This is a genomic window from Aeromicrobium sp. CF3.5, from assembly GCF_051262695.1.
In the GTDB taxonomy this organism is placed as follows: Bacteria; Actinomycetota; Actinomycetes; order Propionibacteriales; family Nocardioidaceae; genus Aeromicrobium.
In genome coordinates this window covers 399,609-415,472 of sequence record NZ_JBIMEZ010000001.1, presented here as the reverse complement: position 1 = coordinate 415,472, position 15,864 = coordinate 399,609, and the positions used below count along the sequence as shown (strand labels likewise).

General features: G+C 68.8%; 15 protein-coding genes and 1 tRNA gene. 8 read left to right on the top strand and 8 right to left on the bottom strand.

Features of this window, described 5'->3' with window-relative positions:
* Nucleotides 1-112: 112 nt before the first annotated feature.
* From ACHAA3_RS02125 to ACHAA3_RS02115, 3 genes are all read right to left on the bottom strand, one after another.
* The gene (locus tag ACHAA3_RS02125) at nt 113-916 is read right to left on the bottom strand and encodes a DUF1295 domain-containing protein (protein ID WP_435707281.1); all 804 of its coding nucleotides are present in this window, start codon (nt 914-916) and stop codon (nt 113-115) included.
* Complete coding sequence (locus tag ACHAA3_RS02120; RefSeq protein WP_435707280.1) at nt 913-2,220, bottom strand: class I SAM-dependent methyltransferase; 1,308 nt, start codon at nt 2,218-2,220, stop codon at nt 913-915. Before ACHAA3_RS02120 ends, ACHAA3_RS02125 begins: the two co-directional genes overlap by 4 nt.
* 81 nt (nt 2,221-2,301) lie before the next feature.
* Nucleotides 2,302-2,374: transfer RNA gene (locus ACHAA3_RS02115), tRNA-Arg, on the bottom strand.
* 65 nt (nt 2,375-2,439) lie between these two features.
* Between ACHAA3_RS02115 and ACHAA3_RS02110 the strand changes: the two genes are divergently transcribed.
* Together ACHAA3_RS02110 and ACHAA3_RS02105 are read left to right on the top strand one after the other, a co-directional pair.
* A complete protein-coding gene (locus tag ACHAA3_RS02110; RefSeq protein WP_435707279.1) occupies nt 2,440-3,345 on the top strand; it encodes an NAD-dependent epimerase/dehydratase family protein in 906 nt (301 codons plus the stop codon).
* On the top strand, nt 3,323-3,502 hold the full coding sequence (locus tag ACHAA3_RS02105) for a hypothetical protein (protein ID WP_435707278.1): 180 nt from the start codon (nt 3,323-3,325) through the stop codon (nt 3,500-3,502). Before ACHAA3_RS02110 ends, ACHAA3_RS02105 begins: the two co-directional genes overlap by 23 nt.
* Before the next feature lie 5 nt (nt 3,503-3,507).
* Here ACHAA3_RS02105 and mscL read toward each other — a convergent pair whose 3' ends face one another.
* The 3 genes from mscL to ACHAA3_RS02090 form a co-directional block, all read right to left on the bottom strand.
* Nucleotides 3,508-3,927, bottom strand: coding sequence for a large conductance mechanosensitive channel protein MscL (mscL, locus tag ACHAA3_RS02100; protein WP_435707277.1), 420 nt, complete (start codon nt 3,925-3,927; stop codon nt 3,508-3,510).
* Between the two features lie 67 nt (nt 3,928-3,994).
* Nucleotides 3,995-4,591 (bottom strand): SAF domain-containing protein, encoded by a 597-nt coding sequence (locus tag ACHAA3_RS02095; RefSeq protein WP_435707276.1) that lies wholly within the window; start codon nt 4,589-4,591, stop codon nt 3,995-3,997.
* A 56-nt stretch (nt 4,592-4,647) separates the two neighbouring features.
* A complete protein-coding gene (locus ACHAA3_RS02090; protein ID WP_435707275.1) occupies nt 4,648-4,995 on the bottom strand; it encodes an FmdB family zinc ribbon protein in 348 nt (115 codons plus the stop codon).
* A 100-nt stretch (nt 4,996-5,095) separates the two neighbouring features.
* Here ACHAA3_RS02090 and ACHAA3_RS02085 point away from each other — a divergent pair, with 100 nt between their 5' ends.
* The 4 genes from ACHAA3_RS02085 (at nt 5,096) to ACHAA3_RS02070 (ending at nt 11,361) form a co-directional block, all read left to right on the top strand.
* On the top strand, nt 5,096-6,448 hold the full coding sequence (locus ACHAA3_RS02085) for a hemolysin family protein (RefSeq protein ID WP_435707274.1): 1,353 nt from the start codon (nt 5,096-5,098) through the stop codon (nt 6,446-6,448).
* Nucleotides 6,441-7,478 carry a hemolysin family protein gene (locus ACHAA3_RS02080; protein ID WP_435707273.1) on the top strand — a complete coding sequence of 346 codons (1,038 nt, stop codon included), beginning with the start codon at nt 6,441-6,443 and terminating at the stop codon, nt 7,476-7,478. The genes ACHAA3_RS02085 and ACHAA3_RS02080 overlap by 8 nt, the downstream gene beginning before the upstream one ends.
* Nucleotides 7,479-7,499: 21 nt before the next feature.
* The gene (locus tag ACHAA3_RS02075) at nt 7,500-10,034 is read left to right on the top strand and encodes a penicillin acylase family protein (protein ID WP_435707272.1); all 2,535 of its coding nucleotides are present in this window, start codon (nt 7,500-7,502) and stop codon (nt 10,032-10,034) included.
* A gap of 103 nt (nt 10,035-10,137) precedes the next feature.
* Nucleotides 10,138-11,361, top strand: a complete 1,224-nt coding sequence (locus ACHAA3_RS02070) for an NlpC/P60 family protein (protein ID WP_435707271.1) — start codon at nt 10,138-10,140, stop codon at nt 11,359-11,361.
* Between the two features lie 32 nt (nt 11,362-11,393).
* Here ACHAA3_RS02070 and ACHAA3_RS02065 read toward each other — a convergent pair whose 3' ends face one another.
* Both ACHAA3_RS02065 and ACHAA3_RS02060 read right to left on the bottom strand, forming a co-directional pair.
* Complete coding sequence (locus ACHAA3_RS02065) at nt 11,394-11,969, bottom strand: 5-formyltetrahydrofolate cyclo-ligase (RefSeq protein ID WP_435707270.1); 576 nt, start codon at nt 11,967-11,969, stop codon at nt 11,394-11,396.
* 53 nt (nt 11,970-12,022) lie between these two features.
* Nucleotides 12,023-13,390, bottom strand: coding sequence for a GntP family permease (locus ACHAA3_RS02060; protein WP_435707269.1), 1,368 nt, complete (start codon nt 13,388-13,390; stop codon nt 12,023-12,025).
* 220 nt (nt 13,391-13,610) lie between these two features.
* Here ACHAA3_RS02060 and ACHAA3_RS02055 point away from each other — a divergent pair, with 220 nt between their 5' ends.
* Nucleotides 13,611-15,185, top strand: coding sequence for an ATP-binding protein (locus tag ACHAA3_RS02055; protein ID WP_435707268.1), 1,575 nt, complete (start codon nt 13,611-13,613; stop codon nt 15,183-15,185).
* Nucleotides 15,185-15,862 (top strand): response regulator, encoded by a 678-nt coding sequence (locus tag ACHAA3_RS02050; protein WP_435707266.1) that lies wholly within the window; start codon nt 15,185-15,187, stop codon nt 15,860-15,862. The genes ACHAA3_RS02055 and ACHAA3_RS02050 overlap by 1 nt, the downstream gene beginning before the upstream one ends.
* Nucleotides 15,863-15,864 lie beyond the last annotated feature (2 nt).

Genomic DNA, 15,864 nt, shown 5'->3' with positions numbered 1-15,864 from the left:
CCTCCATAGGACGCCAGGCCACCGCCACCCGCGCGCTGAAGATCGCTAGGTCACCGCTCGCTGGGTGCATTGGGGCGTGGCAGGCTCCGCTACCGCTCGTCAAAGCGGTGAGTCAGCCGCGCGGCGGCAGGGGGATGAAGCCGCTGGTGCGGCGGACGTAGTCGTCGTAGCCGGGCTTGGTCTTCTTCATGCCCTTCTCGTTCAGTGACGCACCGGTGACCCTCGTCAAGAAGATCGTCATGGCGATCGGGCTGATGACCGTGATCAGGCCGGGCAACGAGCCGGCGACGACCACCCAGATGCCGGTCCAGACGCACGCATCGCCGAAGTAGTTGGGGTGGCGGGTGTAGCGCCACAGCCCTTGGTCCATGATCTTGCCCTGGTTGTCGGGGTCCTTCTTGAACTGTGCCAGCTGGGCGTCACCGACCGACTCGAACAGGAAGCCGAGCAGCCAGACCAGCAGGCCGAGGACCAGCAGTGGGACCGAGATCTCCGTGTTGTTGCCGCCGACCATGAGTGGCGTCGCGACGAGGAACATCGCGACGCCCTGCGGCAGGAACACCCGCATCAGGGCCACCTGGGCGAATGGGCGACCGTCGGCCTCGGCAAGGTCCTTGTAGCGCGGGTCTTCGGCGGCCTGTGAGTTGCGGCGGTGCAGGTGCCACGCGAGCCGACCGCCCCACACCGTGACCATGGCCAGCAGGATCCAGGGCAGCGCCCGGTCGCCGTCGCCGCCGAGGGAGATGACCGCCGACACGAGAGCCACCAGGATGAAACCGAGGCCCCACAAGGTGTCGACGACGGTCAGCTTCTTCTGGCGCTGGGCCAGAGTGAGTCCGAACGCCATGAACGCCACGATGGCACCCAGACCTCCAGCCAGGGAGGCAATGGTCTGGGAGACGTCGTTGTCGATCATCTGAGCCACGCGAGCGGTTCGGCCGGCATGTCGCTGGTGCCGGCGTCGCTGGGCTTGACCGCCAGGATCTGGTCGACGCCCATGCGATTCTCTTCGAACGCCAGCGATCCGCCGACGAGGTAGAGGCGCCACACGCGGGCCATCTCCTCACCGACGAGCGCCACAGCGGTGTCCCAGTTGCTCTCGAGGTTCTCGGCCCAGGCCGCCACCGTCTGTGGGTAGTGCTCGCGCATGGCCTGCACGTCGCGGATCTCCAGCCCGGGGGTCGAGATGAGGCCGATCGTCTTGGACAACGGCTTCATGTGCATGTCGGGCGCGATGTAGGTCTCGATGAACGGGCCGCCGCCGGGACGGTCGCCGGGCTGCTCGTTGCTGCGCGACATCTGCTGGATCAGCACGCGACCGCCGGGACGCAGGTAGCGGTGGATGGCGTCGGTGAAGACCTTGTACTCCTCGTCGCCGACGTGCTCACCCATCTCGACCGACGCGATCGCGTCGATCTTGCCGTCCTCGACCCCGGACTGCGACAGGTCACGAAAGTGCCGCAGGCTCACGTTGACCCGGTCGGCCAGTCCGCGCTCGGCGGCGCGCGCGTGCACGAAGTCTCGCTGCTCGGCCGACAGAGTCACTCCGGTCACGTGGACGCCGTAGTGCTCGGCGGCGTGCAGCGTCAGCGATCCCCAGCCGGAGCCGATGTCGACCATCCGCATGCCGGGTTCGAGGCCGAGCTTGCGACAGATCAGGTCGAGCTTGGCCTTCTGGGCCTCGTGCAGGCTCATCTCGGGCGTGCGATGGAAGCCCGACGAGTACGCCATGGTCGGGTCGAGGATCAGCTCGTAGAAGTCGTTCGACAGGTCGTAGTGGTGGCTGATCGCCGCCTGGTCGCGCTCCTTGCTGTGCAGCTTGCCGGTCAGGTTGGACTCCGAGGCCGGCTTGGGAGGCTTGCGGCCGATCGCGCCGACCCGCACGGCGAGGCGCGCGGCGCGCAGTCCGGTGCGGATCGTGACCTTGGGACGTCCGGCGTCGCCGTCGACGCTGCGGGCCTCACGGACCGCGGCCCAGATGGTGCGCAGGCCGTCTCCGAGATCACCGTCGACGTCGAGATCGCCCTGCACGTAGGCGCGAGCAACTCCGAGCTCGCCGGGCGACCACAAGATGTGGCGCAGGGCGCGCTTGCGTCGGATCACCAGCACGGGAGCGCCCGCGGGGCCGGCTTCGCTGCCGTCCCAGGTTCGCAGACGCACGGGCAGAGGCATGCCGAGGACGTCCTCGGACAGGTTCAGCATCGCTGCAGCAGTATTCACGTCCGACAGTCTCTCGTGACGCGCGCCCGAGTGCCACGCCAACCGGCGTGATGACCCACGCAGATCTTGATGCACATCACGTGCCCCCGACAGGAATTGAACCTGTGACCTACCGCTTAGGAGGCGGTTGCTCTATCCGCTGAGCTACGGGGGCTGCCCTTTGAGCGTATCGGTCCGCGATATCGTGGACGATCGGCCAGGTGCGCAGGAGGTGACCCGATGCGGGTGTTCGTCACGGGCGGCAACGGCGTCATGGGGCTTTCGACGCTGCGCGCGCTGCGCGATGCCGGCCACGAGGTCGTCGCACTGGTGCGGTCGGAGGGCGCTGCCGCGCTCGTCCGGTCGCTGGACGCCGAACCGGTGCGCGGCAACGTGCACGACAGTGCCTCCCTGGTCGCGGGCATGCGCAGCTGTGACGCCGTGGCCAACCTCGCCACCCGCATTCCAGTCGGCTCGGCCGCCCTGCGGCCCGGCTCGTTGAAGGCGGTCGACCGCATCCGGCTGGTCGGCGCCCGCACCGTCGCCGAGTCGGCCCGTCGCGCCGGGGTGGGTCGCCTGCTGCAGCAGAGCCTCAGCTTCATCTACGCCGACGCGGGCGAGACCTGGATCGACGAGACCTCGCCCGTCGACGTCACCGGTGCCACCGAGCCGCTGGTGGTGGCCGAGGAGCACGCGCAGGCCTTCGACCGCGACGGAGGCGAGGCGGTCAGCCTGCGGTTCGGGCTGGTGACCGGCGAGGATCGCAACACCGCGTGGCTGCTGCGCCGCGCCGCCCGGGGCCGTTCGATCGGCTTGGGCGTGGGTGAGTCGTGGATGCACGTGGTGCACACCGATGATGTCGGCACGGCGGTCGAGGCGGCCCTCACGGCGCCGCCGGGCACCTACAACGTCGGCGCCGACCCGGTCCGCCGCCGCGACTATGCCGACGCCATCGCCACAGCCGCCGGGCGACGCGAGGCCCACTTCCTGCCCGGGTGGGTCCTGCGGGCCGGTGGCCACAAGCTCGAGCTGCTGGTGCGTTCGCAACGCGTCAGCTCTCAGCGCTTCACCGACGCCACCGGCTGGCTGCCCGCGCACCCAGTCCTCAGAGCAGAGTGGCTCGATGGCCTCGTCCGACACGCCTGAGCAGCGCGAGCGCGCTCGCCGACGTCGCGCCGCCGAGCTGCTCGGCGAGCTCGTGCCCCAGAGCTCGACGGACGAGACGTCCGAGGGGTGGAATGAGAGTGGGGGCACGTCACGAGAGGACGAGCTCCTGCGCGACGTACCCCCGCACCACGGCTGAGCCGACTACGGGCGGTGCGCTCCGTCGCCCGGAGCGGCGGGGCGGGCCAGCGCGTCGCGGATCTCGCGCAGCAGCGCGGTGTCCTCGGGGACGGCCTCGGGCTCGTCGACGCCGGGCCCGGGCTTGCGCAGGGACTGCAGCTTCTGGACGGGCACGACGATGGCGAAGTAGATGACCGCCATCGTCACCACGAACACGATGAACGCGTTGATCAGGAATCCGATGTTGACGAAGGTCGCGGGATTGTCGGTGATCTGGAATCCGAAGCCCTGCATGTTGTCGCCACCGAAGATGGAGACGAGCGGGGTGACGATGGCCGTGCCGAAGGCGCCGACCAGGGTGGTGAACGCGACGCCGATGGCGATGCCGACCGCGAGGTCGACGACGTTGCCGCGCATCAAGAAGTCCTTGAATCCCTTGAGCATGGGAATCTCCTCTGACAGGGGTGGGGTGGCTGACTCGCTGATCGTAGACCGCCCGGGTGCCCACCTGTCACGACGAGACGATCACGCTCAGCCGCGTGTCGACCGCCGCTGCTGCCAGGTCGAGCGCCGCCGCCCGGTCGGTCACCACACCCACGGACACGGCATCGCCTGACAGGTCGTCGCCGCGAGGCAGGAGCGCGATGCTCGCCGCGGGCGCCACGACCCGGGCGCCTGCCTGTTCGTCGAGGTCGGTCGCCACGACGTCCACGCGGTCACCGACTCGCAACCCCGCCGCGATCGACGGGTCATCGAGGCGCACCATCGTGAGTGCCGCGTCATCTCCGTGCCCGGACAGATCGCGTGGATCGATGACGCGACGATCGGTGATGGGTTCTCCTGCACGCAGGGGACCTGCCACGCGTCGGCCGGTGGCAGCCTCGACGGACAGCAGGTGGGACGGGGTCGCCCCGGGCGGGATCGACACCTCGGCCAGGTCGGCCGATGTCAGGACGTGGCCAGAGTCGAGATCGCTTGCTGCGACCACCACGGGCACGCCGGTGTCGTCGGGTCGCGCGGCCTGGACCGCGGTCAGCACGGCCAGCACGGTCAGCGCGGCAGCGAGGGCACGACGGTGGTCGAACAGGGCTGCGCGAATCCGTTCCATGGCGCGAGGTTAGAAACTATCGCCGCACGGTGGACCAAGCCGTCCACAGGCGTACGTCAGGTGGTGGGCGCGGACGGACTGCTGCTGCTGCTGCTCGAGGAGGTCGTGCCGCTGGACGAGTCGGACTTCGGGCTCGAGGACTTCGAGTCCTTGGGTGCGGTCGTCGTGGCCGCCGAGTCCTTGGAGCCGGTGTCGGAGGTCGTCGCCGAGGCCCCCTTCGGATCGGTTCCGCGGCTGTCGTTGCGGTAGAAGCCCGAGCCCTTGAACACGACGCCGACGGCGTTGAACACCTTGCGCAGCCGGCCCTCGCAGTTCGGGCAGACCGTCAGTGCGTCGTCGCTGAAGCTCTGGTGGATCTCCAGGGCTTCACCGCACTCGGTGCACTGGTACTGGTACGTGGGCACAGCGGCTCCTGTCAACAGTCGGGTTCGACCCCTCAGGGTACAGTTCTGCCATCGTGATCACCGCATCTGCCCTGACCTCGTACACCTCCGGATTCATCGGATGACCGAATGGATCCTGCTGGCCGTCGCCTTCGGGCTGGTCCTCGCCTGCGGCGTCTTCGTCGCTGCTGAATTCTCCTTCGTCACCGTCGACCGAGCCACCATCGAGCGCGATGCCGAGGCTGGAGAGCGCGGAGCCGAGGGCACTCTGCTCGCGCTGCGCAGCCTGTCGACCCAGCTCAGCGGCGCGCAGCTCGGCATCACGATCACCAACCTGGCGATCGGCTTCCTGGCCGAACCGGCGCTCGGTCAGCTGTTGCGCGGTCCGCTGGAGGGGCTGGGCCTCAGCGACGGCGCGCTGCGCGGTGTCTCCTACGGTCTCGCCATCACCATCAGCACGCTGGTCACGATGTTGGTCGGCGAGCTGATCCCCAAGAACTTCGCCCTCGCGCTACCGCAGCGCACCGCGGCCATCACCCAGCTGCCGCAGCGCTGGTTCACCATCTCGATGGCCTATCCGATCCGTTTCCTGAACGGCTCGGCCAACCGCATCCTACGCGGCATGGGAGTCGAACCGACCGAAGAGCTGCGATCGGCGCGGTCGCCGGTCGAGCTGCGTTCCCTGGTGCTGCGCTCGGCCCGCGAGGGTGCGATCGACGACGAGACCGCCGACCTGGTGGCCCGCAGCATCGCCTTCGGTGAACGCACCGCTGCCGACGTCCGCACCCCCCGCGTGCGGGTGCACTTCCTGGAGGCGCGCGACACCGCCGCCGACGTCATCGAGGCTGCTCGCCAGACCGGGCACTCACGCTTTCCGGTCATCGGCCGCAATCCCGACGATGTCGTGGGCATCGTCCACGTCAAGCGCGCCGTCGGCGTCGAGCCGTCGCGCCGCCGGTCGGTACGAGTGCAGGATCTGGCCGATCCGGCCGCCACGGTGCCCGACAGCATCGAGCTCGACCCGTTGCTGACCCTGCTGCGTGACCAAGGCATGCAGATGGCGGTGGTGGTCGACGAGTACGGCGGCAACGACGGTGTCGTCACGCTGGAGGACCTCGTCGAGGAGATCGTCGGCGACATCGCCGACGAGCACGACCGCATCTTCGAGCGGAGCCGGCACCGACGCGACGGCACCTGGTCGTTGTCGGGGCTCCTGCGCCCCGACGAGGTGCTCGAGCAGACCGCTGTCGCGCTGCCGGAGCACGAGGACTACGAGACGATCGGCGGCCTCGTGCACGCCGATCTCGGCCGCATCGCCGAACGCGGCGACGTCGTGGTGGTGCAGGTCGTGGTCCCCGGCGAGGGCGAGGACGACGAGCCCGAGTCGATCGACGTCACCCTGACCGTCGAGCGCATGGACGGGCGACGCGTCGAGAGAGTGTCACTCACGGTGGGAGGTGGCAGCGATGGGTGACTGGTGGGGAGTGGTCCTGACCGCGGTCCTGTTGGCCTTCAACGCCGTCTTCGTGGCCTCGGAGTTCGCGCTCATCTCGGCCCGACGCACCCAGCTGGAACCGGCCGCCGACGCCGGGTCCCGCACGGCGAAGCTTGCGCTGCGTGCCATGGAGAACGTCACCCAGGTGATGGCCGCAGCGCAGCTCGGCATCACGATCTGCTCGTTGGGCCTGGGCGCCGTCGGCGAGCCTGCCATCGCACACCTGCTGGAGCCCGTGTTCGAGTCCCTCAACGTGCCCGAGGCTCTCGTCTACCCGATCTCGTTCACGATCGCGCTGACGCTCGTGGTGTTCCTGCACGTGGTGCTGGGCGAGATGGTGCCCAAGAACCTGGCCCTGGTCGGCCCCGATCGTGCAGCCCTGGTGCTCGCGCCGATCATGCTGGTCGTCGTCGCCGTGCTCAAGCCGATCGTGCTCGCGCTCAACGGCATCGCCAACGCGTTCGTCCGACTGTGCGGGTTCGAGCCGGTCGACGAGGTCGCCAGCACGTACAGCCACGACGAGGTGGCCGGTCTGGTCGAGGAGTCACGACGTGAGGGCCTGCTGGACGAGGACGAGTACGGACTGGTCTCCGGTGCGCTGGACTTCCACGGCGGCACCGTCGACCAGGTCCTGCTCCCACGCGAGAGCCTCATCACGATCCCACCGGCCAGCACCCCGGTCGACGTGGAGAATGCGTGCGCAGAGAGCGGATTCTCGCGCTTCCCGGTCGCGGACGGCGATGGCGACCTGCTGGGCTACCTGCACATCAAGGACGTGCTCGAGACCGACGACGCCGCCCGCCACGAACCGATCGCGGACAAGTGGCTGCGGCCGCTGGCCACCGTCGTCTCCGGCTCGGCCCTGTACGCCTCGCTGCGCACCATGCAGGTGCGGGGCTCCCACATGGCGCGGGTGGCCGACGCCGACGGCACGGTGATCGGCGTGATCATGCTCGAGGACGTCCTCGAGGAGCTCGTCGGGGAGATCCGCGACGTGCCGGCCCTCTGAGTGCTCAGGCACAATGGCCCGATGCGCAAGATCGTCGTCGGTGTCAGTCTCAGTGTCTCAGTGGTGCTGGTGGCGCTCGCCGTGTTCGTCTTCGTGGAGGTGCGCAGCTCCTTCCCGGACACGTCGGGCCAGGTGCGTCTCGATGGGATCTCCGGTCCGATCGACATCGTGCGCGATGCCAATGGCATTCCGCAGGTGTACGCCGACACGCCCGAGGACCTATTCTTCGGGCAGGGCTACGTGCAGGCGCAGGACCGCTTCTGGGAGATGGACTTCCGCCGGCACGTGACGGCCGGTCGGTTGTCCGAGCTCGTGGGCGAATCGGCGCTCGAGACCGACAAGTTCGTGCGCACGCTCGGCTGGCGGCGGGTCGCTGAGGCCGAGGTCGACCTGGTCGACGACGACACCCGCCAGCTGCTCGATTCGTACAGCTCGGGCGTCAACTCCTACATCGACGGCAAGGGCGGGTCGTCGCTGTCGCTGGAGTACCAGATCCTGTCGCTGACCGGTACCGACTATCGGCCCGCACCGTGGACCGCGGCCGACTCCGTCGCCTGGATCAAGGCCATGGCGTGGGACCTGCGCAGCAACATGTCCGATGAGACCGATCGGGTGCTGTCGACGGCGAACCTCAGTCCCGATCAGGTCGAGCAGCTCTACCCGGACTACCCGGCCGATCACCCCACCATCGTGGAGAGCGGGGACCTGAGCAGTGGAGCCATCGGGGGCGGCCCGGGCGAGCAGGAAAGTCTGACGCCGGCCGGGTTCGAGCCGGGAGCCGACTCCGGCTACGCGCAGGCGATGGAGGGGATGTCCGCGGCGCAGTCGGCCGCCGACCAGCTGCCCACGCTGCTGGGGACGGGCGACGGCATCGGGTCCAACTCGTGGGTCGTGTCCGGTGACCGCACCGAGACCGGCATGCCGATCCTGGCCAATGATCCGCACCTGGCGCCGTCGATGCCCGGCATCTGGTACCAGGTGGGTCTGCACTGCCGCACCGTCTCCGCCGACTGCGAGTACGACGTGTCGGGCTTCTCGTTCGCCGGGCTGCCCGGGGTCGTGGTGGGCCACAATCGAGATGTCGCCTGGGGAGTCACGACGCTGTACGCCGATGTCGCGGACCTGACGTTGGAGAAGGTCAGCGGCGGCAACTACTTGTACGACGGCGAACAGATTCCGCTGGAGACCCGCGAGGAGACCTTCCAGGTGGCCGGCGGTGAGAGCGAGACGATCACGGTGCGATCGACACGCAACGGCCCGATCCTCTCCGACCTCGACGACTCGTTGGCCAAGGTGGGTCGCAGCGAGCAGACCACAGCGGAAGCCAGCATCTACGAGGTGGCGCTGCGCTGGACGGCGCTGACTCCCGAGCCGACCGTCGAGGCGATCTTCGCGCTCGACACCGCGTCGAACTGGGAGGAGTTCCGCGATGCGGCCGAGAAGTTCACGGTGCCGTCGCAGAATCTCGTCTACGCCGATCGGGAGGGCAACATCGGCTACCAGACACCCGGCACGATCCCCACCCGTCGTACCGGCGACGGTCGGTGGCCCGTGCCGGGGTGGGATCCGCAGTACGACTGGACGGGCACGATCCCCTTCGAGCGGCTGCCCTCGGTGCTCAATCCCGACGACGGGTTCATCGTCACGGCCAACAACAAGGTGATCGACGACGATTATCCCTTCCTGCTGGGCGCCGACACCGCAGCCGGTTATCGGGCCGACCGGATCCGCGAGCTGCTGGACCGCGATGAGAAGTTCACGGTGCAGGACATGACCGAGATGCAGATGGACTCGATGAACGCCAACGCTCGACGTCTGGTGCCCGAGCTGCTGAAGGTCGATCCGGGCGGCGAGTACTACAGCGCCGGGCAGGAGCTGCTGCGCGGCTGGGACTTCCGGCAGACGGCCGACTCGGGGGCTGCGGCCTACTTCGACGCCGTGTGGAACCAGCTGCTCGCCCTGACGTTCCGCGACGAGCTGCCGCCCGGCCAGTGGCCGAGCGGGGGCGAACGCTGGTTCCAGGTCGTGGATGGACTGCTGGACAGCCGTGGCGGCAGCTGGTGGGACGACATCGACACCGAGCAGGTCGAGACGCGAGACGTCGTGCTGCGCACCGCGTTGCGACGAGCTCGCGACACGATGACCGCACAGCAGTCCAAGGACCCCGAGCGGTGGACCTGGGGCAGACTGCACCAGCTGGAGCTGGTCAACCCGACGTTGGGCGAATCGGGCATCGGGCCGGTCGAGAGCTTGTTCAACCGGGGGCCCTTCGGCGTCGCCGGCGGCGGAGGACTGGTCAACGCAACCTCCTCGGACGCGTCGCAGGGCTATGAGGTCACGGCCGTGCCCTCGATGCGGATGGTCATCGATCTCGAGGACCTGGACCGATCGCGCTGGATCCAGCTGACTGGGAACTCTGGCCACGCCTTCCAGAGCAACTACCTCGACCAGTTCCCGATGTGGCAGCGCGGCGAGACGTTGCCGTGGGCCTTCTCGGCCGATGCGGTCGCCGACAGCGCTCAGGACACCCTCACGTTGCAACCTGCGGCGAGCTAGTTTGACGGGCATTCACCGGAAGTCCGGTAATGACACGCATGTGACTTGAGTTATTTTTGGTACTGGAGTGTTCATTGGGGCCGATGCGACGTACGTTCCTCCTATGCGAACGGTTCTGCCCCTCCGGGGGGCCCTGGGTCTGGCCGTCGTGCTGACCGCCCTCACCGGAGTCAGTACGGCTGTCGCCGACGACCCGTCGGTCAGCCAGATCCAGGTTCGTCTGGTCGAGACGCGCCAAGAGCTCAACGGTCTCTACGCGCAGTCGGCCGCGGCCTCCGAGCGACTCAATGGGGCCACCGTTGCGCGGGAGCAGGCCCGCGTCGACCTGGTCGAGCACCGCGACGAGCAGCGCACGGCGCACGCGTTCGTGCAGGAGCAGCGCGACGCGGTGGCGGCGATGACGGTCGAGCGGTTGCAGAGTGGCACGACGGGGCGTGCCGTCGCCTCGATGCTCGACGGCAGTGCTCCCGCTGAGCTGCTGCAGCGCGCCTCGGCCAACACTGCGGTCGACGAGGCGATGACGGCCGTGCTCGACGACCTCGACGCGCGACAGACCGTGTTGAGCTCTGCGACCAGCGCGGTCGAGTCGTCGCTGGCCGACCAGGAAGCCGCGACCACGCAGCAGAGGTCGGCTCGGGCCGACATCGATGACGCGATCGCGCGCGCCGAGCAGATGCAGTCCTCGGCCGAGACGGAGCGCGAAGCCCTGCTGCGACAGCTCGCCGAGGCCCAGGACGCGTCGGTCGCCGAGGTCACCCGGGCGCAGGACGTCATCGACGAGCGCCTCGATCGTTCGGGTCCCGCAGCTCCCGAGTCGGTCGTCCCCGCAGCTGCGCCACCAGCGGACGAGGCACAGGCGCCTGCGCCCGCTCCGGCTCCGGCACCGGCTCCGGCACCGGCACCGACGACACCCAAGCCGACGCCCAAGCCCAAGCCGCCCAGCAGTCCGCCGCCCGCGTCGGGCAACAAGGTCGAGACGGCCATCGCCTTCGCCCGTGCGCAGCTGGGGGAGCCGTACGTGTGGGGTGGCGCGGGTCCCTCGTCATGGGACTGCTCGGGTCTGACGATGCGTGCCTGGCAGGCTGCGGGCGTCAGCCTGCCGCACTATGCGGGCTCGCAGTTCACCGCGACCCGTCAGGTCTCGGTCTCGCAGATCAGGCGCGGCGACCTGTTGTTCTGGAGCAACGGTGGTGCCGGGTCGATCTATCACGCGGCGATGTACCTCGGCAACGGCCAGATGATCCAGGCCCCGCGCCCCGGTCGCGGCGTGGAGATCGTTCCGCTCTCGTACTGGATCAGACCCGATCTCGCCTCGCGGCCGGGCTGAGTGCTTCCCGGCTCCGCCGAATGTGGAGACGGTCAGGCGCCCGGCTGGGGAGCGCGGAACAGACCCTGCGGGGTGAGGGCCATCTGGACCGAGACGTCATGGTCCTCGTGGGGTACCTCGGCCAGCAGCTCGTGGGCGAACACGAGCGCGCACAGCGGAATGTCGACACCCGCCAGCGCGCGGTCGTAGTAGCCGGCGCCACGACCGAGGCGGTGTCCGGCGTGATCGACCGCGAGCGCGGGCAGCAGCACGAGGTCACACGCGTCGAGCGCAGCGGCGCCGAGGCGCGGTCCGGTCGGCTCGGCCATGCCGATCGACGCCGTTGCGGTCGGTGCGCCCAGGGTGATGCGCGCCCAGTCGAGGGTGTGATCGGGCGCCGTCACGGGAGCGATCAGCTCAGTTCCCAGGGCGGTGAGGGTCGTGATCAGCGGGCCGGTGCCGGGCTCGGACGCCATCGACAGGTACACCGCGATCCGCCGCGCCCGCGTGATCAGCCCGACCGCCGCAGCCTGCTGCGCGATCGCCTCGGCGGCCGCCGCCCGTTCTGCGTCGGACATGGCACGCCGGCGGGTCGACACGTGGGCGCGTAGATCTGCCTTGGAGGTCACGTGTCGACCCTACGAGCGGAGGCTCGCCTCGAGCGCCTGTACGCGCCGCCGCCCTACGTGGCGGCGGCCACCAGGCTGGCGACCAGCACCAATGGCAGCGAGACCACGGCGCCCAATGATGTGGCCAGGGTCAGCGTCTTCAGCGTGCCCTTGGTCGTCAGGTCCAGCAACGTGCTGAACATCCAGAAGAAGTTGCTGTTCACGTGCAGCGCGAACATGGCTCCCGAGGCGATCGCGAGTGCGATGACCACCGGGTCGACACCAAGCGAGCCGACGATCGGGGAGAGGATCCCTGCGGCCGTGATCGCTCCCACCGACACCGATCCGATGGCGAAGTGGAGCACTGCGGCGATCAACCAGGCCAGCAGGATGCTCACGAACACGGATGCGTTCTCGCTCGCGGTGAAGACGTCCTCGAGGGTCTCGGCCATGCCGCTCGCCGAGATCACGGCGCCAAGGCTTCCGCCCACGCCGGTGATCAGCAGGATCTCGCCGGTGGTCTGGAAGCCTGCTCCGAGCACAGTGCCCACTCCATCGGCGCCCAGTGACCTGCGCACCATCACGAAGGCGAGCAGAAGTCCGACGAACAAGGCGATGTTGGCATCAGCCACGAAGGAGAGGACGGGGTGGGAGAAGCCCGCCACGCCGGCGATCGCGCCAGAAGCGATGAACACGAGCGGAACCAGGATGGGCAGCAGGCGAACGATCAGCGGAAGTGCGGCCGCACTCGTGGCGATCAGCACGTCGTCGGTCTCCTCGCGCGGCTGGCCGTCCTCCGTGAGGACGTCCGGTTCGACGTCCGTCTCGACGTTCCAGAAGCCACGTGTCAACAGCAGGCGGAACAGCAACGTGGTGATCAGTGCCGTGGCGAGTCCGATGGGTGCGCCGTACAGCAGGTAGGTGCCCAACGGCACCTCCATCAGGCCGGCGACTGCGACAGCCGCAAGGCCCGGGACGACGAACACGTAGCCGGCGAAGATGCCGATCGCGATCGCGCCGGCCAACCAGGGCAGACCGATCCGACGATCGACTGCCGGCGCCGACTCCCTGGCCACCGGGGCCGCCAGCACGACCTGGACGTCGACGTAGATCGACGGAAAGATCGTGGCGAGTGCTGCCGTCATCGCGTACGGGAGACGGCCTCCGACCCGCCGGGCCAGGATCCCCACCAGGTCCCGGAAGGTGCCCATCGAGTGCAGCAGCGATCCGATGAGCACGCCGAACCCGATCAGCAGACCGACCTCGGCCATGATGTCGCCGAATCCGCCGGTGATCTGGGTGATCGTGCCGTCCGCGCCCTGCCCGCTCGCCAGGCCCAGGTAGACGCAGGCGATCACCAACGAGATGACCGGGTCCACCTTGAACCTGATGATGAGGACGATCGCCGCAATGATTGCGATCGAGGAGTGCAAGATCTCCATGAGGGGCTCCATGTTCGAGGAAGGCCACGATGCTCTGCATCAGCAGGTCGGTGGCGGTGACTCCGGTCACACTCGGGCATGTGTGCCGAAGAATCGAGGTTCTGTTCGTTGAGTTCACGAATTGCCCACGCGAACCTGTCGCCCCGACCGACGGAACGAGGCAGATTGCTAGGCTGTCGTGTCCTGTCTCGTCCGTCCTTCAGCTGTCCCAGAGGTCTCCATGTTCGCCACGTCGCGTGGCTCCGTCGCCCGACAGATCTTCGTGCTGCAGGTGCTGGTGGTCCTCGCTCTGGTGACCGCGGTGGTGGTGCTGGCTCTCGTCGACGCCCGGCGTGACCAGCTGGACATCGCCAGCACCCGCTCGGTCGTCGTCGCCGAGGCCGTCGCGGACTCCCCGGCGGTGATCGATGTCCTGGACGGCCCTGACCCGTCTGCGACGATCCAGCCGTACGCCGAGCAGGTGCGCGTGGACACCGACACCGATTTCGTCGTGGTGATGGCGCTGGACCGGACGCGGTACTCCCACCCCACCTTGGCGCGAATCGGCGAGGACTTCATCGGTGACCTCGGCCGCGCACCACTGGGCGAGGTGTTCACCCAGCAGTACACCGGCACGCTCGGGCGCTCCGTGCGGGCGGTGGTGCCGGTCGTGGATGGCGAGGAGGTGGTGGCCCTGGTCTCGGTGGGCGTCACGCTGGAGACCGTCGACCGGGCGCTGCAGCGCCAGCTGTTCGGGATCGGACTGGCCGGTCTGCTGGTGTTGTGTCTTGGCGGCATCGGCTCTGCGCTGATCAGCCGCCGGCTCCGCCGCCAGACCCATGGTCTTGGTGCGGTGGAGATCGGCCGGATGTACGAGTACTACGACTCGGTGCTGCACGCGGTGCACGAGGGCCTGCTGCTGATCGACGATCGAGGACGAGTGGTGCTGGCCAACGACGAAGCGCGACGACTGCTGAGCCTGGGGTCAGACCCGGTTGGCCGTCGCGCCGACGAGCTCGACCTACCCGACGAGCTGGCGAACGAACTACGGGCCGGGTCGGCCGGTCCAGATGCCCTGTACCTGGTCGGTGACCACGTGCTCGTCGTCAACCAGGCCGCCGCGCTCAGCCGTGGACGGGTCGTCGGTTCAGCGGTGTCGCTGCGCGACCACACCGAGCTGCGGGCGGTCTCTGGGGAGCTTGACACCGTGAAAGGTCTCGCCGAGTCCCTGCGCTCGCAGAATCATGAGGCGGCCAACCGTCTTCACACGGTGGTCTCCCTCATCGAGATGGACCGCAGCGACGAGGCCTTGGAGTTCGCCACAGATGAGCTCGAGGCCGCGCAGGCGTTGACTGACCAGGTCGTCGCCGCCGTGGAGGAACCGGTGGTCGCTGCGATGCTGCTCGGCAAGACCGCTCAGGCCTCCGAACGTGGCATCGAGCTGGAGCTGTCGGCGGCCTCCCGGGTCGAGGAGGTGCCGTTGCCGGCCCGCGACGTCGTCACGGTCCTGGGCAACCTGATCGACAACGCTCTCGACGCGGTCACGGGCCGCGCCGATGCGCGCGTCGTCGTCCGGATGGAGGCGACGGCGCAGCGGCTGGACCTGCAGGTCGAGGACAACGGACCCGGCCTGCGGCAGGACGAAGCCGTGCGGGCCTTCGAGCGCGGCTGGAGCACCAAGCGCGGTGACCAGGGCTTGGGGCGCGGCCTCGGGCTGGCGCTGGTGGCCCAGGTCGTCCGCCGTCACGACGGTTCCATCGAGGTCGAGCGCTCGGACCTCGGCGGGGCGGCCTTCCGAGTGAGGATCCCCCGCTGATGGCGATCAGGGTGCTGGTGGTGGAGGACGAGGAGATCGCGGCCACTGCGCACGCGACGTACCTGACCCGGCTTCCGGGGTTCGAGGTGGCGGGCATCGCGCGGTCGGGTGTCGACGCGCTGCGGATGCTCGGGGATCAGGAGGTCGATCTGGTCCTGCTGGACTTCCACCTGCCCGACGGCCACGGGCTCCAGCTGCTGCAGCGCTTTCGCGGGGCCGGGCACTTGTGCGACGTCGTCGCGGTGACCTCGGCGCGCGATCTGGCCGTGGTGCAGCGCGCCATGACCCAAGGAGTGGTGTTCTACCTGCTCAAGCCCTTCACGTTCGCTGGCTTCCGCGCCAAGCTGGAGCAGTACGCCGCCTTCCGCTCGCGATTGGGCCAGAGCGAACCCCAGCTGGTCCAGGACGAGGTCGACCAGCTGATCGGGTTGCTGCGGCCGTCCGGGCCACAGGCGTTGCCCAAAGGAATGAGCGCTGAGACGCTGCGCACGGTCACCGAGTTCCTGCGTGGTGCTGCCGAGGCGACGTCCGCCTCGCAGGTGGCCGTCGCCGTGGGCACCTCGCGGGTCACCGCTCGCCGCTATCTGGAGCACCTCGCGGATGCAGACCTGGTGGGACGTCGACCGCGGTACGGCGGAGGAGGTCGGCCCGAAGTCGAGTACACGTGGCGATTGTGAGG

Coding starts and splice junctions, on each gene's coding strand:
- ACHAA3_RS02105 (WP_435707278.1), top strand. CDS start 3,323: ATGGCCTCGTCCGACACGCCTGAGCAGCGCGAGCGCGCTCGCCGACGT.
- ACHAA3_RS02080 (WP_435707273.1), top strand. CDS start 6,441: ATGGGTGACTGGTGGGGAGTGGTCCTGACCGCGGTCCTGTTGGCCTTC.
- ACHAA3_RS02055 (WP_435707268.1), top strand. CDS start 13,611: ATGTTCGCCACGTCGCGTGGCTCCGTCGCCCGACAGATCTTCGTGCTG.
- ACHAA3_RS02075 (WP_435707272.1), top strand. CDS start 7,500: ATGCGCAAGATCGTCGTCGGTGTCAGTCTCAGTGTCTCAGTGGTGCTG.
- ACHAA3_RS02050 (WP_435707266.1), top strand. CDS start 15,185: ATGGCGATCAGGGTGCTGGTGGTGGAGGACGAGGAGATCGCGGCCACT.
- ACHAA3_RS02085 (WP_435707274.1), top strand. CDS start 5,096: ATGACCGAATGGATCCTGCTGGCCGTCGCCTTCGGGCTGGTCCTCGCC.
- ACHAA3_RS02125 (WP_435707281.1), bottom strand. CDS start 916: ATGATCGACAACGACGTCTCCCAGACCATTGCCTCCCTGGCTGGAGGT.
- ACHAA3_RS02095 (WP_435707276.1), bottom strand. CDS start 4,591: ATGGAACGGATTCGCGCAGCCCTGTTCGACCACCGTCGTGCCCTCGCT.
- ACHAA3_RS02070 (WP_435707271.1), top strand. CDS start 10,138: ATGCGAACGGTTCTGCCCCTCCGGGGGGCCCTGGGTCTGGCCGTCGTG.
- mscL (WP_435707277.1), bottom strand. CDS start 3,927: ATGCTCAAGGGATTCAAGGACTTCTTGATGCGCGGCAACGTCGTCGAC.
- ACHAA3_RS02060 (WP_435707269.1), bottom strand. CDS start 13,390: ATGGAGATCTTGCACTCCTCGATCGCAATCATTGCGGCGATCGTCCTC.
- ACHAA3_RS02110 (WP_435707279.1), top strand. CDS start 2,440: ATGCGGGTGTTCGTCACGGGCGGCAACGGCGTCATGGGGCTTTCGACG.